The following is a 22,392-nucleotide window of genomic DNA, read 5'->3' as shown; positions in this document are numbered from 1 at the left end:
CAGGACTCCTAGCGCATCACAAACGGATCAGGCATCGGGGCCTGAGAGAGATTGATCCACACCGTTTTCAGTTCGGTGTAGGCCAGCACCGAATCGATGCCGCTTTCGCGTCCATAGCCACTGTTCTTGAAGCCGCCGATCGGCGCCATCGCCGACACCGCACGGTAGGTATTGACCCAGATGATCCCCGAGCGCACATCCCGCGCCAGGCGATGGGCGCGGCCCAGATCGCGTGTCCAGATGCCGGCGGCGAGGCCGAACTGCGAGTCGTTGGCGATTGCCAGCGCCTCGGCTTCGTCTTTGAAGCGAATCACCGATGCCACCGGGCCGAAGACTTCTTCCTGCATGATCTTCATCGAGTTGCGATCGCACTCGAACAGCGTCGGCTCGTAGAACCAGCCGTCACCCAGATCGGTGGGGCGCTTGCCGCCGGTGCGCAACCGCGCGCCTTCAGCAAGGGCATCAGCCACCAGGCCTTCGACCACCGCCAATTGCTGCGCAGTAGCCATCGGGCCCATTTCGCTGTGGTCTTCCTGCGGGTTGCCGATGCGGATGCGCTGGGCGCGTTCGACCAGTCGATTGACGAACTCGTCGTAGATTTCGTCCTGCACCAGCAAACGTGAGCCGGACACGCAGCTCTGGCCCGAGGCCGCATAGATCCCGGCAATCGCGCCGTTGATCGCGCTGTCCAGATCGGCGTCGGCGAAGATGATGTTCGGCGACTTGCCGCCCAGTTCCAGCGACAGTTTGGCGAAGTTTTCGGCGCTGCTGCGCACCACGTGCCGGGCCGTGGCCGCGCCGCCGGTGAAGGCGATCTTGCGGATCAGCGGATGACGGGTGAGGGCGGCGCCGGTGCTTGGGCCGTAACCAGTGACGACGTTGACCACGCCCGGCGGAATCCCGGCTTCGAGGGCCAGACGTGCTAGCTCAAGGATGGTCGCCGAGGCGTGTTCGGAAGGCTTGATCACGATGGTGTTGCCGGCCGCGAGGGCCGGCGCCAGTTTGATCGCGGTCAGGTACAGCGGGCTGTTCCACGGAATGATCGCGGCAACCACACCCATCGCTTCGTGCACGGTGTAGGCAAACAGGTCGGGCTTATCCAGCGGCAGGGTGCCGCCTTCGAGCTTGTCGGCCAGGCCTGCGGTGTAGTGGAAGAACTCCGGCAGATAGCCGACCTGACCCCGGGTTTCGCGGATCAGTTTGCCGTTGTCGCGGCTTTCCAGCTGCGCCAGTTGTTCCTTGTTTTCCGCGATCAGGTCACCGAGACGCCGCAGCAGTTTGCCGCGTGCGGTGGCGGTGAGGCCGCGCCAAGCCGGGCTGTCGAAAGCCGTCTGCGCCGCTTGCACGGCGCGTTCGACGTCAGCTTCACCGGCGTCAGGCAGTTCGGCCCAGGCTTGCGCGCTGGCCGGGTTGAGGCTTTCGAAGGTCTTGCCGGAGAGGGCGTCGACCCATTCTCCGCCGATGCACATCTGGAAGCGTGCGAGTGTCATGCAACGATCCCCTTTATATGGTTTTGTCGGGAGTGTGCGTATTCGAGGAATTCCAGCAGCGTCTGGTTGACCAGGCGCGGCGACTCTACCGGCATCATATGCCGTTGCTCGGGCAGCACCGCAACCTTCGCGTCGGGGATGCGTCGGGCCAGTTGCTCGGCCATTTCCGGGGTGGAACCGGGGTCGAGTTCGCCGGTGGCGATCAGCGTCGGTGCCTGAATACTGCCCAGGTCGTCGGCGCGGTACATGTCCTGGGTCGCGAACAATTCGTAGGTGGTCAGGTAACCCTGCGGATCGTTGCCGGCCAGGGTCTGGCGAATGGCCGCGATCTGCGCCGGGTTGGCCGCCTGATATTCACGGCTGAACCAGCGTGACAGCGCCGCTTCGGCGTTGGCATCCGGCCCGTGTTCGGCCGCCTGCGCGGTCCGGGCGATAACCCCGGCACGCTGTTCTTCGCTGCGGTTGAACACACTGTTGAGCACCACCAGGCTTTGCAGGCGCTCCGGGTAGTGCAGGGCAAACGCCCGCGCCACCAAACCGCCCATGGAGAAACCGATCACCGCTGCCTGGGGCAGATTCAGGTGATCGAGCAGCTCCAGCAACTGATCGGCATAACCGAGCAGGCCGGTGCCGCTGGCCGGGCGCGGGCTGGCGCCGTGGCCGAGCATGTCGTAGGCGATCACCCGGTATTGGGCAGACAGGCCAACGATCTGGCCGCCCCACATTTCTTTGTTCAGGCCCACGCCGTGGATCAAGACCACGGGCTGGCCTTGGCCGGTCGCCAGGTAACTGGTGCCAGCCGGGGTGAGTTCAGCGGTGAGCCGAATCATGGAGCGCTCCTGCAATGCCTTTATTGTGATTACTGGGCTTTTTCGGCGGCCAGTTCTTCCAGATCGATGTAGCGGTTGCCGATGCGCGGGTGCAGGCGACCACCGTCGGCGCAACCGAGCACCACGACGATTTCGTCGGCACGCGGCGCGTCTTCGATCTGCATTTCCAGGGTGATGTAGTGCGAACGCAGCCCTTCGTCGTCCTTGTGCATCATCGGGATCTGGATCGAGGTGCCCGGGCCGCCGCGCTTGTTGGTGAAGCTCAGGTAGCTCTTGGCCTTGACCGCTTCGCGGTAGTGATTGCCGAAGCGCAGGGTGTGGATCACCGCCGAGGCGTGTTCGATCTCGCCGTCGGCGCCGACCACTGCCGCTTTGCCGTACGCCTCGATCTTCTCGGCGCCGCCGATGATGCCCACCAGACGCTCGACCATCATGGCGCCGAGGTCGGAGCAGTTGGCGCGGATCTGCGGTTTCAAATCCTCGACGAAGCCGTTACCGACCCACGGGTTCTTCATCACCACAGCCAGCCCGACCATGGTCACTGGCTTGTCAGTGACCTTGCCGCCTTCGATGAAGGTTTCTTCGACATAGCTGACGATCTTGCGAATTTCGAAACTCATGAGCTGCTCCGTAGGGGGATTGAGAGTGTCTGTGCGTCTGATGGTATACCATAATACCGATCGTGCAAGTCCCTCACGCAAGATTTGCCGCATCCATCCGGCGAATGGCGGTGTATTCACTGCCAGCCCCAATCTCACAAACACCATTACACCCTGTGGGAGGGGGCTTGCTCCCGAAAGCGGTGGATCGGTCGACATCTCGGGTGCCTGACACAGCGCCTTCGGGAGCAAGCCCCCTCCCACAGTGGAAATCACCACCGACAGGAGGCCCATCCGGTTAACAAAAGATAACGTGGCGCCGATTGTCAGACGTTTCCAAAGCCCGATAGGATGAGCCAGCTTCCCAAGGCGCTCTGGACTGCGGGTTTCACGGCTATGCTTGTGACCTGTCAGTCACCACGAGCACCCTTGCGGCGCCCTAAGGCCGAATGGCCTAACAATAATAAATAGGGGAAGGTCTATGAGTCGTTGCCGCCCGCCGGCGTTTCGCAACACCGCGTTGCTGGCCACAGCACTCACCCTGCTGGGCTGTGCTGCCTTGTCGGCACCCGTGCTGGCCGCCGAAGCGCCCGCCGACGGGGTGTATTCCACCGAATCGGCCAAAGCCGCCAAAAGCCTGATGCTCGATGTCGTCCACGCCGGCACCCGCTTGGTGGCGGTGGGTGATCGCGGGCACATTCTCTATTCCGATGACCAGGGCAAGACCTGGACCCAGGCCAAGGTGCCGACCCGGCAACTGCTGACGGCGGTGTATTTCGTCGACGACAAGCACGGCTGGGCGGTCGGTCACGACGCGCAGATTCTCGCCAGCGAAGACGGCGGCCTGACCTGGAGCAAACAGTTCGAAGACCTCAAGCGCGAAGCACCGCTGCTCGACGTCTGGTTCCAGGACGTTAATCACGGTGTTGCGGTCGGTGCTTACGGTGCATTGCTGGAAACCACCGACGGCGGCAAGAACTGGCAAGACGTCAGCGACCGTCTCGACAACCAGGACCAGTTCCACCTCAACGCCATCGCCGCCGTCAAGGACGCCGGGCTGTTCATCGTCGGCGAGCAGGGCAGCATGTTCCGCTCCCCGGACTGGGGCCAGACCTGGGAGAAAATCCAGGGGCCGTATCAAGGCTCGTTGTTCGGCGTGATCGGCACCGCGCAGGCGCAGACTCTGTTGGCCTACGGCCTGCGCGGCAACCTCTACCGCTCCAGCGATTTCGGCAGCACCTGGCAGCAGGTCGAACTCAAGGCCGCGCGCGGTGCGCTGGAGTTCGGTCTGTCCGGCGCGACCCTGCTCGCGGATGGCTCGATTGTGATCGTCGGCAACGGCGGCTCGGTGATCAGCAGCAGCGACAACGGCGAAACCTTCAGCGTGTTCAACCGCCCGGACCGCATCTCGCTGTCCTCGGTGACGGCGGCCGGTGACGGCAATCTGATTCTGACCGGGCAGGGCGGCGTGCACACCACGCAGCCCAACGGCGCCGAGATCAATAATAAGAAGGCGGGGCTATGACTTCCTTGATCACTCCTCAGCAGGACAAAGCGACGCTCCTCGAACGTCTGATTTTCAACAACCGCCCGGCCGTGATCCTGATCTGTCTGGTGGTCAGCATCTTCCTGTTCTGGCAGGCCACGCTGATCCGGCCGTCCACCAGTTTCGAAAAAATGATCCCGCTCAAGCATCCGTTCATCGAAAAGATGATGGAGCACCGCAACGATCTGGCGAACCTGGGCAACACCGTACGGATTTCGGTGGAAGCCAAAGACGGCGACATCTTCTCCAAGGAGTACATGGAGACCCTGCGGCAGATCAACGACGAGGTGTTCTACATCTCCGGCGTCGACCGCTCCGGCCTCAAGTCGCTGTGGAGTCCGAGCGTACGCTGGACCGAAGTGACCGAGGAAGGTTTTGCCGGCGGTGAAGTGATTCCGCAGAGCTACGACGGCTCGCCGGACAGCCTCGACATGCTGCGCAACAACGTCCTAAAGTCGGGGCAGGTCGGGCGTTTGGTGTCCAATGACTTCAAGTCGAGCATCGTCGACATCCCGCTGCTGGAGTCCTACCCGGACCCGCAGGATCAGGGCAAGCTGCTGGCGCTGGACTACCGCCAGTTCTCCCATGAACTCGAAGACAAGATCCGCAACAAGTTCGAAGCGCAGAACCCCAACGTCAAGATCCACATCGTCGGTTTCGCCAAGAAGGTCGGTGACCTGATCGACGGGCTGGTGATGGTGGTGATGTTCTTCGGCATCGCTTTCGTCATCACCTTGATCCTGCTGCTGTGGTTCACCAACTGCCTGCGCAGTACCGTGGCGGTGTTGAGCACCACACTGGTGGCGGTGGTCTGGCAGCTCGGGCTGATGCACTTCTTCGGTTTCGGGCTGGATCCGTACTCGATGCTGGTGCCGTTCCTGATCTTCGCCATCGGCATTTCCCACGGCGTGCAGAAGATCAACGGTATCGCCCTGCAATCGAGTGAGGCGGACAACGCCCTGACTGCGGCGCGGCGTACCTTCCGGCAACTGTTCCTGCCGGGGATGATCGCGATTCTCGCCGACGCCGTCGGCTTCATCACTCTGCTGATCATCGACATCGGCGTGATCCGCGAGCTGGCAATCGGCGCGTCCATCGGCGTGGCGGTGATCGTGTTCACCAACCTGATCCTGCTGCCGGTGGCGATTTCCTATGTCGGCATCAGCAAACGCGCGATTGCCAAGAGCAAGAAGGACGCGAATCGCGAACATCCGTTCTGGCGCTTCCTGTCGAACTTCGCCAGCCCGAAAGTCGCACCGATCTCCATCGCTTTGGCGCTGATCGCTTTCGGCGGCGGCCTCTGGTACAGCCAGAACCTGAAAATCGGCGACCTCGATCAGGGTGCGCCGGAGCTGCGCCCGGACTCGCGCTACAACAAGGACAACAATTTCATCATCAACAACTATTCCACCAGTTCCGATGTGCTGGTGGTGATGGTCAAGACCGCCACCGAAGGCTGCTCGCGCTACGAAGCGATGGCACCGATCGACGAACTGATGTGGAAGATGCAGAACACCGAGGGCGTGCAGTCGGCGATCTCACTGGTGACCGTGTCCAAGCAGATGATCAAGGGCATGAACGAGGGCAACCTGAAATGGGAAACCCTGTCGCGCAACCCGGATGTGCTGAACAACTCGATCGCCCGCGCCGACGGCCTGTACAACAACAGCTGTTCGCTGGCGCCTGTATTGATCTTCCTCAACGACCACAAGGCCGAAACCCTCGACCGTGCGGTACACGCGGTGCAGGAATTCGCCAAGGCCAACAACAAGGACGGTCTTGAATTCATCCTCGCCGCCGGTAACGCCGGGATCGAAGCGGCCACCAATGAAGTGATCAAACAGGCCGAACTGACCATCCTGATCCTGGTGTACATCTGCGTCGCGGTGATGTGCATGATCACCTTCCGTTCATGGGCGGCGACCCTGTGCATCGTCCTGCCGCTGGTGCTGACCTCGGTGCTGGGCAACGCGCTGATGGCGTTCATGGGCATCGGCGTCAAAGTCGCGACCCTGCCGGTGGTGGCGCTGGGCGTGGGCATTGGCGTGGACTACGGGATCTACATCTACAGCCGACTGGAAAGTTTCCTGCGCGCCGGGCTGCCGTTGCAGGAAGCCTATTACCAGACCCTGAAATCCACCGGTAAAGCGGTGCTGTTCACCGGTCTGTGCCTGGCGATTGGCGTGTGCACCTGGATCTTCTCGGCGATCAAGTTCCAGGCCGACATGGGCCTGATGCTGACCTTCATGCTGCTGTGGAACATGTTCGGTGCGCTGTGGCTGCTGCCGGCGCTGGCGAAGTTCCTGATCAAACCGGAAAAGCTGGCGGGGCAGAAGGGCAATTCGTTGTTCGCCCACTGATCCGGATGCCTGAAACGACGAAGCCGCAACCTTAGGGTTGCGGCTTTTTTATGAGTCAAGATCAAAAGCCCCTCACCCTAGCCCTCTCCCAGAGGGAGAGGGGACTGACCGAGGTGTGCGGCTTGATACATCGACCTGGAAATACCGAATCGATTATGGATTCACAGCAAATCATGAGATTTGAGATACCAGCCGATTATGGATTCAAAGCAAATCGTTCACGTCGGTGTAGGTCGTCAATATTCCCGGATCGGTCCCCTCTCCCTCGGGGAGAGGGCTAGGGTGAGGGCAAGCGGTCTCAAGGCTTACGAAAGATCCGCCCCAAGCACAACACTCAAGGCACTGCGCGCATCATCCAGCTGAACCAGCGTCGCGTGGCGGGCGCCAAGGGCATCACGGTTCTCGATCGCGGTAAGAATCGCCTTGTGCCGCGGCAGCGCCAGTTCATGCAGATTCGGCCGTTGATTCGAATGCTTCAACGCCTCGGCAATCGCCACCGAAAGCATGTTGCACAGGTTCGCCAGCAGATCGTTATGGGTCGCGTCGGCGATGCGGCTGTGGAAGTCCAGATCCGGTTGCAGCAAGGCTTCCGGCGTCGGCGCTGATTCCATGCGCTGATAGGCTTCGCCGATGGCGGCGATGTCGGCCTCTGTCGCGTGCTGGGCGGCGAGGGCGGCAGCGGCCGGTTCGATGATGCTGCGCACGCTGGTCAGCACATTGAAGAATTCATTCTGCGGACTGCTTTGCATCAGCCAGTGCAGCACGTCCGGGTCGAGCATGTGCCACTCGCGACGGGCCTTGACCACCGTACCGACGCGCGGTTTTGAATACACCAGCCCCTTGGCCACCAGCACCCGCGTGGCTTCGCGCAACACCGGCCGGCTCACCGCGTATTCCTCGCACAACAGCGCTTCGGCGGGCAGTTTGTCGTCGGGCAAAAAACGTCCGGAGACGATCTGCATGCCCAGTTCCTGGACAATGCGCGAGTGCATGCTTTTACGGTCGGAAGGTTTGCGGTAATCCATGGGGAACGGCGCGATCCTGAGCGATGGAGATGCCGCGCATCATAGCAGGCGTGCGGCGATCTTGAGGCTGATGCATAGCAAATGTAGGAGTGAGCCTGCTCGCGATGGCGGTGTGTCAGTCAGCATCGATACCAACTGGCGGACCGCTATCGCGAGCAGGCTCACTCCTACAGTAGATCTGCGGTGTCAGTGAGAATGACGCGGGACTTCCGCCCCTCGGCAACCCACCAGGAAGTCGAAGTCACAGCCCTGATCCGCCTGCAGCACATGGTCGATGTACAGCTGACGATAGCCGCCGACCAGTAGCTGCTGGGGTGGTTGCAGATCTGCCATGCGCGCCGCCAGTTCGGCATCCGGAATATCCAGATGCAAACGCCCGCTGGCGCAATCCAGCTCGATCCAGTCGCCTTCCTGCACCACCGCCAACGGCCCGCCGGCTGCCGCTTCCGGGGCGACGTGCAACACCACCGTGCCGTACGCGGTGCCGCTCATTCGCGCATCAGAAATGCGCACCATATCGGTCACACCCTGCGCCAGCAGCTTGGCCGGCAAGCCCATGTTGCCGACCTCGGCCATGCCCGGATAACCCTTCGGCCCGCAGTTTTTCATCACCAGAATCGAATCTTTATCGACATCCAGTTCCGGATCATTGATCCGCGCCTTGTACATGTCGAAGTTCTCGAACACCACCGCACGACCGCGATGCTGCATCAGCTCAGGCGTAGCGGCGGACGGCTTGAGCACCGCACCCAGCGGCGCCAGATTACCGCGCAGCACGCAGATGCCGCCGTCAGCGCGGATCGGATTGTCGAGGGTGCGGATCACTTCGTCCTCCCCATAGATCGGCGCATCCTTGGTGTTCTCGCCCAGCGATTTACCGTTGACGGTCAGTGCATCGGGATTGGGGATCAGATTGGCCTCGCCGAGACGGCGCAGTACCGCTGGCAAACCACCGGCGTAGTAAAACTCTTCCATCAGAAAGCGCCCGGACGGTTGCAGGTCGACAATGGTCGGCATGCCGCGCCCGATGCGCGTCCAGTCATCCAGATCCAGCTCGACACCGATGCGCCCGGCGATGGCTTTCAAGTGGATCACCGCGTTGGTCGAACCGCCAATAGCCGCGTTGACCCGAATGGCGTTTTCAAAGGCTTCCTTGGTCAGGATCTTCGACAGGCGCAAGTCTTCGCGCACCATCTCCACCGCGCGCATGCCGGACATGTGCGCCAGCACATAACGCCGCGCATCCACCGCCGGAATCGCTGCGTTGTGCGGCAGGGACGTGCCCAGTGCTTCGGCCATGCAAGCCATGGTCGACGCGGTGCCCATAGTGTTACAGGTGCCCGCCGAGCGTGACATGCCGCCCTCGGCCGCGAGGAAGTCGTCAATGGTGATAGTGCCGGCCTTGACCTGTTCGCTGAGCTGCCAGACCACGGTGCCGGAGCCGATGTCCTTGCCCTTGTGCTTGCCGTTGAGCATCGGCCCGCCGGTGACGACGATCGCCGGCACGTCGCAACTGGCCGCGCCCATCAGCAGCGCCGGGGTGGTTTTGTCGCAGCCGGTCAGCAGCACCACGCCGTCAATCGGGTTGCCGCGAATCGCTTCTTCGACGTCCATGCTCGCCAGGTTGCGAGTGAGCATGGCGGTCGGGCGCAGGTTCGACTCGCCGTTGGAGAACACCGGGAATTCCACCGGAAAGCCACCGGCCTCGATCACCCCGCGTTTGACGTGCTCCGCAATCTGGCGGAAATGCGCGTTGCACGGGGTCAGTTCCGACCAGGTGTTGCAGATGCCGATGATCGGCTTGCCATGAAACTGGTGGTCGGCGATGCCCTGATTCTTCATCCAGCTGCGGTACATGAAGCCGTTCTTGTCGGCAGTGCCAAACCATTGGGCCGAGCGCAGGGTGGGTTTCTTCTCAGACATGATCGGTTCTCTTATTGTAAGACTATTGTTTGCGAGTCATGGCTAAACATAAGCGCAAAATCGCCGCTTTGGAAGTGTTGTTGGGTAATTAGTATTACTATATAGTCGTTTTCGACGGAGGGACTGGCCCTGGCGGTTTTCCGCGAGAGGCGTCCCCCGAGGTTCTATAAAAACAACAATCGGAGACCGATCCCATGAGCCAGGAACTGCGGCTTGTTCGCCGCATTACGCTGAAACTGATTCCCTTCCTGATCCTGCTGTACCTGATCGCCTATGTGGATCGCTCCGCCGTCGGCTTCGCCAAACTGCACATGGGCGCCGACATCGGCATCGGTGATGCGGCCTACGGTCTCGGTGCCGGGCTGTTTTTCATCGGCTACTTTCTTCTCGAAATCCCCAGCAACCTGATGCTTGAGCGCTTCGGTGCGCGGCGCTGGTTTGCGCGGATCATGATCACCTGGGGCGCAATCACCATTGGCATGGCGTTCGTCCAGGGCCCGCACAGTTTCTACGTGATGCGCTTTCTGCTCGGCGCGGCGGAGGCGGGGTTCTTCCCCGGCGTTCTCTACTACATCACCCAATGGTTCCCGGTGCGCCATCGCGGCAAGATCCTCGGCCTGTTCATCCTCTCCCAACCGATTGCGATGATGATCACCGGCCCGGTGTCCGGCGGCTTGCTGGGCATGGACGGCATCCTCGGGCTGCACGGCTGGCAGTGGCTGTTCATCGTCATCGGCACCCCGGCGATCCTGCTGACCTGGCCGGTCCTGCGCTGGCTGCCCGATGGCCCGCAAAACGTGAAGTGGATGGATCAGGCCGAGAAAGACTGGCTGACCGGCGAACTGAAAAAAGATCTTCAGGAATACGGCCAGACCCGTCACGGCAACCCGCTGCATGCGCTCAAAGACAAACGCGTGTTGCTGCTGGCACTGTTTTACCTGCCGGTGACCCTGAGCATTTATGGCCTCGGCCTGTGGCTGCCGACGCTGATCAAACAGTTCGGCGGCAGCGATCTGGTGACCGGTTTCGTCTCGGCGGTGCCGTACATCTTTGGCATCGTCGGTCTGCTGATCGTGCCGCGCAGTTCCGACCGCATGAATGATCGCTACGGCCATCTGGCGGTGCTTTATGTACTGGGCGCGCTGGGCCTGTTCTTCAGCGCGTGGCTGACCCTGCCGGTGGCGCAACTGGCGGCGCTGTGCCTGGTGGCGTTCGCGCTGTTTTCCTGCACCGCGGTGTTCTGGACCTTGCCGGGACGATTCTTCGCTGGGGCGAGTGCGGCGGCGGGGATTGCGTTGATCAACTCGGTGGGCAACCTCGGCGGCTACATCGGCCCGTTCGTGATCGGGGCGTTGAAGGAATACACCGGGAATCTGGCTTCGGGGCTGTATTTCCTCAGCGGGGTGATGGTGTTCGGTTTGATTCTTACCGGAATCGTCTACCGCGTGCTTGAGCGCAAACACGTGCTACCGGTCGAGCAGTTCGCCGCCAGTGCACGCGGTGCTACCCGAACCTGAATCTGCAGAACAACATGGAACCCATGTGGGAGCGGGCTTGCTCGCGAATGCGGTGGGTCAGCCACCCTCATCGTTGAATGACACACCGCTTTCGCGAGCAAGCTCGCTCCCACAATGGATCGGCGTCGAACTCAAGACTGGTTTACAGGAGAGGACATATGCATCTGGTTCAATTCGAATTGATTAACGGCGAGCGCCGCGTCGGCGTGGTCGACAACGGGCTGATCCGCGAAGTGCAGGACGCCCGCAGCGTACGCGATCTCGCGCTGGCCGCGATTGAGGCCGGCGGCACTCTGGAGCAGCAAGTACAAACCCACGGCCTGGGCATCAGTCATGACTATGCGCAGTTGCTCAAAGACCGGCGCATCCTGCCACCGCTGGATCACCCGGACCCGGCGCACTTGCTGGTCAGCGGTACCGGCCTGACGCACCTGGGCAGCGCTTCGGCGCGGGACAAGATGCACCAGCAGGCCGGCGACGAAGCGCAAATGACCGACACCATGCGCATCTTCAAATGGGGCGTGGAGGGTGGCAAACCGGCGGCGGGGCAGGCGGGCGTGCAGCCAGAATGGTTCTACAAGGGCGACGGCAGCATCGTTGTGCGTCCGGGCGAGGCCTTTCCGTTGCCACCGTTTGCCGAGGATGCCGGCGAGGAACCGGAAATGGCCGGGCTCTACGTCATCGGCCACGACGGCAAACCGTATCGCCTCGGTTTCGCAGTGGGCAACGAATTCTCCGACCACGTCATGGAACGCAAGAACTACCTGTACCTGGCCCACTCGAAACTGCGCAGTTGCAGCTACGGCCCGGAACTGCGCACCGGTGAATTGCCGCAGCATCTGGCCGGCAGCAGCCGCATCCTGCGTAACGGCGAAGTGCTGTGGGAAAACGAATTTCTCAGCGGCGAAGCCAACATGTGCCACAGCCTCGCCAACCTCGAATACCACCATTTCAAATACCGCCAGTTCCTGCGTCCCGGCGACGTGCACATCCACTTTTTCGGCACCGCGACCCTGTCGTTCGCCGATGGCATTCGCACCCAACCAGGCGACCGGTTTGAAATCAGCCAGGCCGAATTCGGCGCACCGCTGGTCAACGGTATCGCCCCGGCAGCAGCGGCTTTTCAACCGGACAGCATCGGCACCCTTTAAGGAGCTCCCATGACTCAGATTCTCGGCCACAACTACATTGACGGACAGCGCAGCGCAGCGGGCAATGTGAAACTGCAAAGCGTCGACGCGACCACCGGCGAACAGCTGCCGTACGATTTCATTCAAGCGACTGAAGCCGAAGTCGATGCCGCCGCCAAAGCCGCCGCCGCAGCGTACCCGGCTTATCGCAGCCTCAGCGCCGAACGCCGCGCGCAATTTCTCGACGCGATTGCCGATGAACTGGATGCCTTGGGTGATGATTTCGTCGCGCTGGTCTGCCGCGAAACCGCGCTGCCGGCGGGGCGGATTCAGGGCGAGCGCGGGCGCACCAGCGGCCAGATGCGCCTGTTCGCCAAAGTCCTGCGGCGCGGAGATTTCTACGGCGCGCGGATTGACCTGCCGTTGCCGGATCGCCAGCCGTTGCCACGCCCGGATCTGCGCCAATACCGCATCGGTCTCGGCCCGGTGGCCGTGTTCGGTGCGAGCAACTTTCCGTTGGCGTTCTCCACGGCCGGTGGCGATACCGCAGCGGCGCTGGCCGCCGGCTGCCCGGTGGTGTTCAAGGCCCACAGCGGCCACATGGCAACCGCTGAACTTGTTGCCGATGCACTGATTCGTGCCGCCGAAAAAACCGCGATGCCGGCAGGCGTTTTCAACATGATCTACGGCGGTGGCGTTGGCGAATGGCTGGTCAAGCATCCGGCGATCCAGGCAGTGGGTTTTACCGGTTCGCTCAAGGGCGGTCGGGCACTGTGCGACATGGCAGCGGCGCGGCCGCAACCGATCCCGGTGTTCGCCGAGATGTCGAGCATCAACCCGGTGATCGTTCTGCCTCAAGCCTTGGCTGAGCGCTCGGAAACCATTGCCCGCGACCTGACCGCTTCAGTGGTGCAGGGCTGCGGCCAGTTCTGCACCAATCCGGGTTTGGTCATTGGTATTCGCTCGCCGCAGTTCAGCGCCTTCGTCCAGCAAGTCGCCGGGCTGATTGGCGACCAACCGGCGCAGACCATGCTCAACGCCGGCACCCTCGGCAGCTATGGCAAAGGTCTGCAAAAGTTGCTGGCGCATCCCGGCATCGCGCATCTGGCGGGTAATCCGCAGCAGGGCAGTCAGGCGCAGCCGCAACTGTTCAAGGCAGACGTCAGCCTGTTGATCAACGGCGATGAAGTGCTGCAGGAAGAAGTGTTCGGCCCGACCACGGTGATCGTCGAAGTGGCGGACAAGGCCGAGCTGAGCGCGGCGCTGCAGGGGCTGCACGGCCAACTGACGGCGACTATGATCGGCGAACTGGTCGACTTCGAACGCTTCCCGGAGCTGACACCGCTGCTCGAACAGAAAGTCGGGCGGATCCTGCTCAATGGCTATCCGACGGGTGTGGAAGTGTGTGATTCGATGGTGCATGGCGGGCCGTATCCGGCGACATCCGATGCGCGCGGAACGTCGGTGGGGACGTTGGCGATTGATCGTTTCCTGCGCCCGGTGTGCTTCCAGAACTACCCCGACAGCTTGCTGCCGGAACCGCTGAAGAATGGCAATCCGTTGCGCATCCAGCGGCTGGTGGATGGCAAGCCCTCGCGCGACGCGTTGTAAATCGCGCCGCACACCCCCTGTGGGAGCGGGCTTGCTCGCGAAGGCATTCTTTCAGTCAGTGATTGATTGCCTGACACACCGCTTTCGCGAGCAAGCCCGCTCCCACAGGGATCTCCAGCGACAATGAGCTATCATTGGCCCTTTCCCCCCTAAGAAAGACTGTTTGCCATGACTGCCCAAACCCTTCTCAACGCCCTCGAACACTGCGGCATGGTCGAAATCGATGGCTTGCATGCCTTCGAATTCGCCCTCGACGAAGACGACAACCTGCACATCGAATGCATCGATGGCCGCACGGCCAAGCATTGGGAGTTCACCCCGGCGCAGGTTACGGCGGCGACGTTTGACGAAGATCTGCAGAGCTGGCTGATCATTGGCTACGCCAGCGACACCAAAACCACCGGCGAGCACCGTTTGGTCTGCGTCGGCGACGTAGTCAGCAGCAGCGATGACGAGGAAGATGATCAATGAACATGCGTAAATTCTGGCCACTGCTGATGGCCGGCAGCGTCGGTGCGATGGGCCTGTCCAGTGCCAGCGCCGAGACCTATCAATTGCTGGTGGGCTCCTACACCGCCGGCACCAGCCAGGGCATCTATCGAATGAATTTCGATAGCGCCACCGGACAGATCGCTGCCAAGCCGCTGCAAGTGGTGAAGAGCGAAAACCCGTCGTGGCTGACCCTGTCCAAAGACCAGCATCGGCTGTTCGTGGTCAACGAAAACGGCCCCGGCCAAAAAGATCCGGTCGGCCGCGTCAGCAGCTACTTGATCGATCCGAAGACCCACGCCCTGACCCTGATCAATCAAGTGCAGAGCCTGGGCAACGAGCCGACCCATTCGAGCCTCAGCGGCGATGCCAGCCATCTGTTCGTCAGCAACTATTCGGTGGTGGAAGATCCGGGCGGCACCCTCGCGGTGTTGCCGGTCGGCGCCGATGGCAAGCTCAAACCCGTGGTGCAGATGAGCGCGCACCCGGCGAGCCGGGTCAACCCCGAGCGTCAGGCCTCGAACCACGTGCACTCGACAGTGTCCTCGCCGGACGGCCGCTACGTGTTCTCCAACGACCTCGGTGCGGACAAGGTCTTCATCTACAAATTTGACCCGAAGGCCAACCCGGACCTGCCGCTGACCCCGGCGAAAACCGCTTCGGTGAGCCTGCCGGCCGGCAGCGGCCCGCGTCATCTGCTGTTCAGTGCCGACGGCAAGCATGCCTGGCTGACCATGGAAATGAGCGCGCAGGTCGCGGTGTTCGACTACCACGACGGCGTGCTGACCCAGACGCAAATGGTCGATCTGGCCGCCGGTCAGCCGACCTCGGACAAAGCCGCCGCCGCGCTGCATGCCTCGGCCGATGGCAAGTTCCTCTACGTCAGCAACCGTGGCACCGCCAATCAACTGCTGGTGTTCAGCATCGATCCGGCGACCGGGCAGCTCAAAGAGCTGCAAAAGCGTTCGGTAGAAGGCGATCACCCGCGTGAGTTCAGCCTCGATCCGAGTGGCAAGTTCCTGCTGATTGCCAACCAGAAGAGCAACGAAATTGTCGTCGTCGAGCGCGATGCCAAGACCGGTCTGCTCGGCAAAACCGTGCAAAAACTGCCGATGGACGCCCCCAGCGATCTGAAGTTTCTAGTGCGACAATAAGCCACAGGCCCCGGTTCACGGGGCCTGTCTCGTTGTATTAATCGCGCTGATATCCGGTAATGCTACAAAGCATTTCAAGCGATCAACCCTCGAGCGTTAAGTTTGCTCCACGGCCCAACCGGGCAAAGCAAGCCAACCGAACACGAGGGTTACCGCCATGAACTTCAATCTCTTCTCGATCATCGCCGCTTCCGCCATCTCCGCCACCGTTGCGTTGCCAGCCAGTGCCAACGTTGAAATAGCCGGCAAAAAATCCCACACCCAGAGCTACACCCAGAAATACCTGCAACAGAGCGCCAACTTCTACGCCGCGCTGGATCACAAAGCCCAACACTGAAATGCCCGCTTCGAACAACTCCCTGTAGGAGCTGCCGAAGGCTGCGATCTTTTGATCTTAAACGTCAAAAGATCGCAGCCTTCGGCAGCTCCTACACGTATGCGTGATCGAAAAATCTCCGCTCGATAGGTTTCCTTCAACGCCGAGATAGACCGGCTAAATAATCAACCAAGCTGATGTTTACTATGGCAAACCCCGAGTGGTTACCGCGGCTTTTTTGATTGATCCTGACGGCACTGAAACATGCCCACGGAGCACATCATGGCCAGTTCAATCATTACTTCAGCCAAGCGCGGCGCCTACCTGGCCATCGGTCTTTACCTGGCCTTGGTGCTGTTTGTCAGCATCGCCGCGCAAACCCAACACAGCTTCGACGCACCGATCCAGGTCGCACACCCCGGCATCCAGTTCGAACACCGCGCAGACGTGCTGGTTGATCGCGCTGAACTCGCAGGAGTGGGCGGCGCATGAAAGGCTACAGACTCTGGGTCATCGCCGGGCTGGCACTGATGACCAATGGCGCGGCGTTGCTCGGCTTCGGCCAAGGCTCGGTCGGCGCCCTGGCGCGGGCCATAGAGGCCAATCACAGCATTGCGCACAATATCGAACGGGCCAACTCCCAAGGGTTGCTGGCCGGCAATCCGCCGATCAAGGCTGAGGTCGATTTTCTTGGGCCGTTTGAAGTGGATTGCTCGGCACTCGGTATGTGCGCCGTGCTGGCTTAGATTGAGCGAACCATTGTGGCGAGGGGATGAATCCCCTCGCCACAAGGAGCTCGGCACCAGGAATTCGGGTTACTTCTTCATGATCGCCGTGAACAGCTCGGATTCGAGCAAGCGCTGCAACCACGCTTGCAACCGCACATAAGGCGTCTGCGCAAACCACTCGCGATCAACATGCGCAAACTGCCGAACGAACGGCAGCAACGCGATATCCGCGAGACACGGATGATCACTCAGCAAATAATCCCGACCTTCAAGCAACTCATCCAACTGCTGCAAAAACAACGCCCCCTCAGCCCGATAAACTTCCATCGGCTGCTCGGGATAACGCTCGGCATATTTATAGCGGTTCAAATGCACCTTGAATGCCTGATCGTTGGCTTCGATCAACCCGGCAATCCGTGAATCACCGCCAAGCACCCAGTTGTCAGGATCATTCTGCGCCAACGCCCAGCGCATGATCTCCAGGCTCTCATCGATCACCCGACCCTGCGCATCCAGCACCGGCACCGTGCCCTTGGGCGAGATCGCCAGCATCGCGGCCGGTTTGGCCTTGAGGCTGACTTCGACGATCTCCACCGGCACGCCCGAATAACGCAGGGCCATTCGCGCGCGCATCGCGTAAGGGCAGCGGCGGAACGAATACAGCGTGTTCATTTCACCTCCAGTGTGCTCAAGCCGTTGCCTTGGCGTTGTACCTGAATCTGCACCGGAATCCGTTCGTGCATTTCCTGCACGTGGGAAATCACCGCGACTTTGCGTCCCTGGGCCTGCAAGCCGTCGAGGGCATCCATGGCCAGTTGCAGCGATTCCGGATCGAGGCTGCCGAAGCCTTCGTCGATGAACAGCGATTCGATTTTCAGCGTGCTCGAGGCCATCGATGCCAGCCCCAGTGCAAGGGCCAGCGACACCAAGAAAGTCTCGCCGCCGGACAGCGAATGCACCGAGCGCAATTCGTCGCCCATCTCGGTATCCATCACCAACAGGCCGAGCATGCTGCCGCCGCGTTTCAAACGATAGCGTTTGACCAGTTGGCGTAACTGCACGTTGGCGTGATGCACCAGCAGGTCGAGGTTGTAGGCCTGGGCGATCTTGCGGAAGGTGTCGCCGGTGGCCGAGCCGATCAACGCATTCAGGCGCGCCCAGCGCTGGTATTCGGCATAGGCGACGGCGATCTGCTGCGCGAGTGCCTGATTGGCGTTTTGCCGACGCTGATCTTCAGCTTGTTCGGCGCGCAGTTCGGCGCACTGTTGCTCGCTGAGGTTGAACTGGTTCTGCAGCTCGGCGAGAGCGCTGGCGAGTTGCTCGGCATCGAGATTGCCGTTGTGCTGCGCCTGATGATCGGCCAAGCGCTGATCTCGTTCCTGCAGCAGCACCTTGGCCTGTTCGATGGCTTTTTCGTTGTGCTGCAAGCGCTGGCGCAGTTCGCTGAGCTGCGTGTCATCGACGCGCAGCAGGTCTTCGAGACCGCCGTCATCCAGTTCAGGATGGCGTGCGCGCCAGTCGGCAATCTTCTGCGTCAGGTCGCTGTCTTCGCTTTGCAGCGCCTGTAAGCGTTCCTGTTGCGCCTTGAGTTCGGTACCAATTTGCACAAGTTGCGTACGCACGCTCTGCAGTTCCGCAGCGGTGCTGGTTTCGGCGTTGCGCGCCTGATCCACAGCCTGTTCCAGTTGCTGCTGCCAGTGCTCGGCGCTGCTGTGTTCGCCCAACAGTTGCGCCAGTTTCGCCTGACTGGCCTGCTGCTGCTCGGCCAGTGCGCTGAATTGCTGCTCGGCGCTTTGCAGCTGCTGTACGCGGCTGAGCTGGCGATCCTGTTCCTTCTCCAGCGTTTGCTGGCGTTGCTGCTGTTCGGCCAACTCTTCTTTCTGCTGATCAACCTGCGCCAGGCGCTCGGCAATCTGCCGGTCCAGCTGCATGAAAGTCGCCGCCGGCTCGATACGTAAGGCTTCGAGGGTGTCGGCCGGCAGCAAACTGGCGAACGCGGTCAGTTCCTCGTCGAGACGCTGACGGTCGCTGCTCAGTTCGCGTTGTTGGTTGCTCAGGTGCTGCGCCGCTTGCTGATGCGCGGTTTCGGCATTGCGCAGTTGCTGGGTCAGGCGCGCCGCGTCCTGTTGCAGGGTGAGCAGGGCGCTCTGGCGTTGTTCGTCCTGAGTGATGCTCTGATTCAGTTGATCGTTCTGCCGGGTCAGCCAGGCGTCACGCTTGTCGGCGTCCTGATTGAGCAACTGAGGCGCCAGCGGATGCGCCTGCAGACTCGGCGCCAGTGCCTGAAGCTGGGCGGTCAATTGCTCCTGCTGTTGCAACAGCTCTTTCTGCCGGGCGATCACGCCACCGACGTCGGCGCGCAGCTCGGTGAGTTTTTCCTTGAGCTGATCCACCGCTTGCTGCGCGCTGGCCTGCTCGGACTCATCGTGCCGGCCGAGGCTTTGCAGCAGCGCTTCCGGCTGATGATACGGATGCTCGTTGCTGCCGCAGACCGGGCACGGCTGATCGTCCTGCAACTGCGCGCGCAGCTCTTCGACACTGGCACTGCGCGCCAGACGCTGGCGTTCGAGCAGTTCTCGGGTGACGTTAAGGGTTTGTTCGGCGACGGTCAGCTCGGCCTTGGTTTTCACTCCGTCCTGGGTCAGGCGCTCGCGTTCCTGCTGTGCATCGAGCAGGCGCTGTTGCAGCTCGGCGCCGCGTTTTTCCAGCTCCTGCTGACTGGCCCAGAGTCGTGTCAGGTCTTCGATGGCGCGCAGCTGTTTGCGGTTGTCCTGTAACAGAGTGCCAAGGATGCCGATCTGCTCGGCGACGGCATCCGGCTCGGCGCCGGCCTCTTTGAACAGCACTTCCAGTTGCTGTTTCTGCGTAGCCAACGCGTCGGCGCTGTGCGCGGCGTTCTGTTCGAGGGTCGCCAGTTCGGCCTGGCCCTGGTTCAGGCGATTGCCGATCAGCATCAGCTGTTGCAGGCGATCGCGGTAGGCATTCCATGCATCACTGAGCGGCGCCAGATCCGCACTCTGCTCCAGCTCGGCGGCGATTTTCTGCAGGCGTTCAGCGACTTCGGCCTGTTTCGTCTGCAACGCCTGAATCGCGCTCTGGCCTTCGGTGCAGGCTTGCTCGGCGGACTGCCGGGCCTCGGCGCTGAGTGCGGTGTCCTTGGCGAGACGGGCGAGGGTGCTTTGCTCCTCGAATGCCTGACGCAGCAGCGGGGCGCTTTCGCTGTGTCGCTGCTGCGCTTCGCTGAGGGCGACTTGCGCTGACTCGAGCGCCTGTTCCAGTTGTGTCTGGCGTTCGCCGAGTTCGCCGTGTTGATGAGTGTGCGTGGCAATCTGCGCCGCCAGCGGCGTCAGTTGCGCATCGAGTTCGGTCTTGCGCGCGAACTGGTGACGTTGCGGGGCGAGTTGTTCCAGGCGCGTCAGTTTCAGGCGCTCGCCGGCCAGACCTTCCCACTGTTGCTGCGCACTGTGCAATTGTTCGGCGGCGGCTTGTTGCGCGTCCTGCAACTGGCGCAAATCCTTGAGCCAACTGTGCTGTTGTTCCAGTTGCTTGAGCTGCGCTTGCTGCAACTTCAATTGCTGCTGGGCAGCGTTGAAGCGTTCGTCCAGCTCGGCGCGGGCTTCGGGGGCCAGTGGAGTGACGCCAGTGGCCTGATCCTGCAGCAGCTTGTGCGCTTCGCGGGCCTCTTTGGTCTTGTCGAATGCGCGGCGGCCGAGGCGGGTGTAGAGCGCGGTGTCGGTGAGTTTTTCCAGCAGTTCGCTGCGGTCGTTGTCGTCGGCCTTGAGGAACGCGCTGAACTCACTCTGGGCCAGCAGCACGGCGCGGGTGAATTGTTCGAAATTCAGGCCCAGCGCGGCTTCGAGTTGGGTCTTGTATTCGCCTTTCTGGCTGGCGAGCAGTTGATCCTGATCGATGTCGCGCAGGCTCTGCCGGCTGGCCTGCAACTTGCCGCCGGCCTTCTCGCGGGCACGGTTGGCTTCCCAGCGCGCACGGTAACGGCGGCCATCGACGCCGACGAAATCCACCTCCGCATAACCTTCACCGGTACCACGGCGCAGCAAGGTGCGCGGGTCGCCGGTGGCGATTTCGCCGTCCGCATCCGGAACCTTGGCGTCACGGCCAGTGTTGTTCAGGCGCGGCACGGCGCCGAACAACGCCAGGCACAAGGCGTCGAGCAGGGTACTTTTACCGGCGCCGGTCGGCCCGGTGATCGCGAACAAACCGGCACTGGCCAACGGTTCGGCGGTGAAGTCAATCTCGAACGGCCCGGCCAGCGAGGCGAGGTTCTTCAAACGAATGGCGAGAATCTTCATGGCTGCTCGCCCTCCATCTGTACGTCCTGCAGCAGTTCGGCGAAGTCCTTGAGCGTCTGCTCATCGACCTCGTTGCCATAGTTGTCGAGCCAGGCGCGACTGAACAGTTCTTGCGGAGTGAGTTGATCCAGTTCGACCAGCGCGCTGCCGTCGTCGCTGCCCTCGGCGCCACGGTTGCCGGCGTACTCGGCGGCGATCCGCACCAGACGCACGGCTTTGCCTTGCAGGGCGTTTTCCACCTGATGGCGCAGATCCGGCTGCGGTTCGTCGAGGGTCACCCGCACTTCCAGCCATGGCTGGCGCTGGGTTTCGGCGAGCAGGTCGATGTTCGGCAGGTCGGCCAGTTGCAGCAGGATCTCCGCCAGCGGCGCCGGGCCGATGCGTTGCAGGTTGACCGAGCGCGGGATCAGTTTCGGCTCGACGCTGACCAGGGTTTCGCCGTCGAGGGTGACGTCGAGAATCTGGTGCTGATAACCGATCTCCGAGAACGACAGCGGAATCGGCGAGCCGCTGTAGCGAATGCGCTCTTCACCGTTGACCTTCTGCGGCTTGTGCAAATGGCCGAGGGCGACATAGCTGATGCTCGGCCCGAACAGGCTGGCGGGCAGCGCTTCGGCGTTACCGATGATCAGGCTGCGCTCGGAGTCTTCCGAGACCGAGCCGCCAGCCATGTGCGCGTGGCTGATGGCGACCAGCGCCTGACCCGGCTGACGCTTGGCATTCGCCGCTTCGATCAGCCATTCATGCACCTGACCGATACCGCGCAGATAGTTGTCGCCCAGATGCGCACCGGTCACTTCAGCCGGACGCAGGAACGGCAGCGCCAGGCACCACGCAGCGATCTCGCCTTGGGCATTCGGCAGCGGCAGCAGCAGACGTTCGGCGTCGAGCTGGCCGTCATCCAGCCACAACACCCGCCCCAGCGCATGGGTCCGCAAACGGCGCATCAACGGCGCCGGCAGCTCGATGCGCGAGCCGGAATCGTGGTTGCCGGCGATCATCACGATGGTCAGCAACGGCTGCTGCTCGTGAGCGCTGACGATGAAATCGTAGAGGCGTTCCTGGGCTTTGACCGGCGGATTGACCGTGTCAAAGATGTCCCCGGCAATCAGCAGCACATCCGGCTGCGCCAGTTGCAGTTGGCGCAGCAGCCATTCGAGAAAGCACGCATGCTCGAAATCGCGCTCCTGGCCATGCAGGTTTTGCCCAAGGTGCCAGTCGGAGGTGTGGAACAGACGCAAGGTGGACTCCGCTACATAAACAGGTGATGGCCGCGGGGAAATGATGGGCGGCTAAAGAGGGGGGAGTTTACTGGCAAACGGGCGGACTTGCCCAAAGGCTTGAAAAATCAGGAGGTCGTGGCG

18 protein-coding genes are annotated in these 22,392 nt (G+C 61.8%); 10 read left to right on the top strand and 8 right to left on the bottom strand.

Going from position 1 to position 22,392, the window contains the following annotated elements; all coding sequences use genetic code 11:
- Window positions 1-8: 8 nt before the first annotated feature.
- The 3 genes from ACOYXI_RS07260 to ACOYXI_RS07250 are packed head-to-tail and all read right to left on the bottom strand — an operon-like array spanning window position 9 to window position 2,940.
- A complete protein-coding gene (locus ACOYXI_RS07260) occupies window positions 9-1,490 on the bottom strand; it encodes an aldehyde dehydrogenase (RefSeq protein ID WP_139054814.1) in 1,482 nt (493 codons plus the stop codon).
- A complete protein-coding gene (locus ACOYXI_RS07255) occupies window positions 1,487-2,320 on the bottom strand; it encodes an alpha/beta fold hydrolase (RefSeq protein ID WP_098964279.1) in 834 nt (277 codons plus the stop codon). The genes ACOYXI_RS07260 and ACOYXI_RS07255 overlap by 4 nt, the downstream gene beginning before the upstream one ends.
- Before the next feature lie 29 nt (window positions 2,321-2,349).
- Entirely contained in the window at window positions 2,350-2,940 is a 591-nt protein-coding gene (locus tag ACOYXI_RS07250; protein ID WP_095136389.1) for an amino acid synthesis family protein, read from the bottom strand.
- 460 nt (window positions 2,941-3,400) lie between these two features.
- Between ACOYXI_RS07250 and ACOYXI_RS07245 the strand changes: the two genes are divergently transcribed.
- Together ACOYXI_RS07245 and ACOYXI_RS07240 are read left to right on the top strand one after the other, a co-directional pair.
- The gene (locus tag ACOYXI_RS07245; RefSeq protein ID WP_098964277.1) at window positions 3,401-4,444 is read left to right on the top strand and encodes a WD40/YVTN/BNR-like repeat-containing protein; all 1,044 of its coding nucleotides are present in this window, start codon (window positions 3,401-3,403) and stop codon (window positions 4,442-4,444) included.
- Complete coding sequence (locus tag ACOYXI_RS07240) at window positions 4,441-6,825, top strand: efflux RND transporter permease subunit (protein WP_103369119.1); 2,385 nt, start codon at window positions 4,441-4,443, stop codon at window positions 6,823-6,825. The genes ACOYXI_RS07245 and ACOYXI_RS07240 overlap by 4 nt, the downstream gene beginning before the upstream one ends.
- A gap of 305 nt (window positions 6,826-7,130) precedes the next feature.
- Here ACOYXI_RS07240 and ACOYXI_RS07235 read toward each other — a convergent pair whose 3' ends face one another.
- Together ACOYXI_RS07235 and ACOYXI_RS07230 are read right to left on the bottom strand one after the other, a co-directional pair.
- Window positions 7,131-7,850: a FadR/GntR family transcriptional regulator gene (locus ACOYXI_RS07235; protein WP_134786600.1), complete on the bottom strand. Its 720-nt coding sequence runs from the start codon at window positions 7,848-7,850 to the stop codon at window positions 7,131-7,133.
- A 186-nt stretch (window positions 7,851-8,036) separates the two neighbouring features.
- On the bottom strand, window positions 8,037-9,773 hold the full coding sequence (locus ACOYXI_RS07230; RefSeq protein ID WP_115984925.1) for an IlvD/Edd family dehydratase: 1,737 nt from the start codon (window positions 9,771-9,773) through the stop codon (window positions 8,037-8,039).
- Between the two features lie 194 nt (window positions 9,774-9,967).
- Between ACOYXI_RS07230 and ACOYXI_RS07225 the strand changes: the two genes are divergently transcribed.
- The 8 genes from ACOYXI_RS07225 to ACOYXI_RS07190 all read left to right on the top strand — a co-directional run bounded on the left by ACOYXI_RS07225 (window position 9,968) and on the right by ACOYXI_RS07190 (window position 16,736).
- Window positions 9,968-11,290 carry an MFS transporter gene (locus ACOYXI_RS07225; protein WP_007968618.1) on the top strand — a complete coding sequence of 441 codons (1,323 nt, stop codon included), beginning with the start codon at window positions 9,968-9,970 and terminating at the stop codon, window positions 11,288-11,290.
- A 158-nt stretch (window positions 11,291-11,448) separates the two neighbouring features.
- Window positions 11,449-12,441: an AraD1 family protein gene (gene araD1, locus ACOYXI_RS07220; RefSeq protein ID WP_346650439.1), complete on the top strand. Its 993-nt coding sequence runs from the start codon at window positions 11,449-11,451 to the stop codon at window positions 12,439-12,441.
- Window positions 12,442-12,450: 9 nt separating this feature from the next.
- Window positions 12,451-14,031, top strand: a complete 1,581-nt coding sequence (locus tag ACOYXI_RS07215; protein ID WP_461674623.1) for an aldehyde dehydrogenase (NADP(+)) — start codon at window positions 12,451-12,453, stop codon at window positions 14,029-14,031.
- Window positions 14,032-14,199: 168 nt separating this feature from the next.
- Complete coding sequence (locus tag ACOYXI_RS07210; protein ID WP_098964272.1) at window positions 14,200-14,502, top strand: DUF5629 family protein; 303 nt, start codon at window positions 14,200-14,202, stop codon at window positions 14,500-14,502.
- A complete protein-coding gene (locus tag ACOYXI_RS07205; RefSeq protein ID WP_225135267.1) occupies window positions 14,499-15,674 on the top strand; it encodes a lactonase family protein in 1,176 nt (391 codons plus the stop codon). Before ACOYXI_RS07210 ends, ACOYXI_RS07205 begins: the two co-directional genes overlap by 4 nt.
- A gap of 157 nt (window positions 15,675-15,831) precedes the next feature.
- Entirely contained in the window at window positions 15,832-16,011 is a 180-nt protein-coding gene (locus tag ACOYXI_RS07200) for a hypothetical protein (protein ID WP_047598402.1), read from the top strand.
- Between the two features lie 261 nt (window positions 16,012-16,272).
- Complete coding sequence (locus tag ACOYXI_RS07195; protein WP_027613086.1) at window positions 16,273-16,482, top strand: hypothetical protein; 210 nt, start codon at window positions 16,273-16,275, stop codon at window positions 16,480-16,482.
- Window positions 16,479-16,736 carry a hypothetical protein gene (locus ACOYXI_RS07190; protein ID WP_210558801.1) on the top strand — a complete coding sequence of 86 codons (258 nt, stop codon included), beginning with the start codon at window positions 16,479-16,481 and terminating at the stop codon, window positions 16,734-16,736. The genes ACOYXI_RS07195 and ACOYXI_RS07190 overlap by 4 nt, the downstream gene beginning before the upstream one ends.
- 69 nt (window positions 16,737-16,805) lie before the next feature.
- Here the strand turns inward: ACOYXI_RS07190 and ACOYXI_RS07185 are convergent, their stop codons facing one another.
- Genes ACOYXI_RS07185 through ACOYXI_RS07175 form a run of 3 tightly spaced genes read right to left on the bottom strand, consistent with a single transcriptional unit; the run spans window position 16,806 to window position 22,269 of the window.
- Window positions 16,806-17,390 (bottom strand): glutathione S-transferase, encoded by a 585-nt coding sequence (locus ACOYXI_RS07185; RefSeq protein ID WP_461674622.1) that lies wholly within the window; start codon window positions 17,388-17,390, stop codon window positions 16,806-16,808.
- Complete coding sequence (locus ACOYXI_RS07180) at window positions 17,387-21,028, bottom strand: AAA family ATPase (protein WP_461674621.1); 3,642 nt, start codon at window positions 21,026-21,028, stop codon at window positions 17,387-17,389. The genes ACOYXI_RS07185 and ACOYXI_RS07180 overlap by 4 nt, the downstream gene beginning before the upstream one ends.
- The gene (locus ACOYXI_RS07175) at window positions 21,025-22,269 is read right to left on the bottom strand and encodes an exonuclease SbcCD subunit D C-terminal domain-containing protein (protein WP_047598411.1); all 1,245 of its coding nucleotides are present in this window, start codon (window positions 22,267-22,269) and stop codon (window positions 21,025-21,027) included. Before ACOYXI_RS07175 ends, ACOYXI_RS07180 begins: the two co-directional genes overlap by 4 nt.
- Window positions 22,270-22,392 lie beyond the last annotated feature (123 nt).

This window comes from Pseudomonas sp. G3-19, from assembly GCF_054855875.1.
This window is presented reverse-complemented; position numbering and strand designations above follow the sequence as displayed.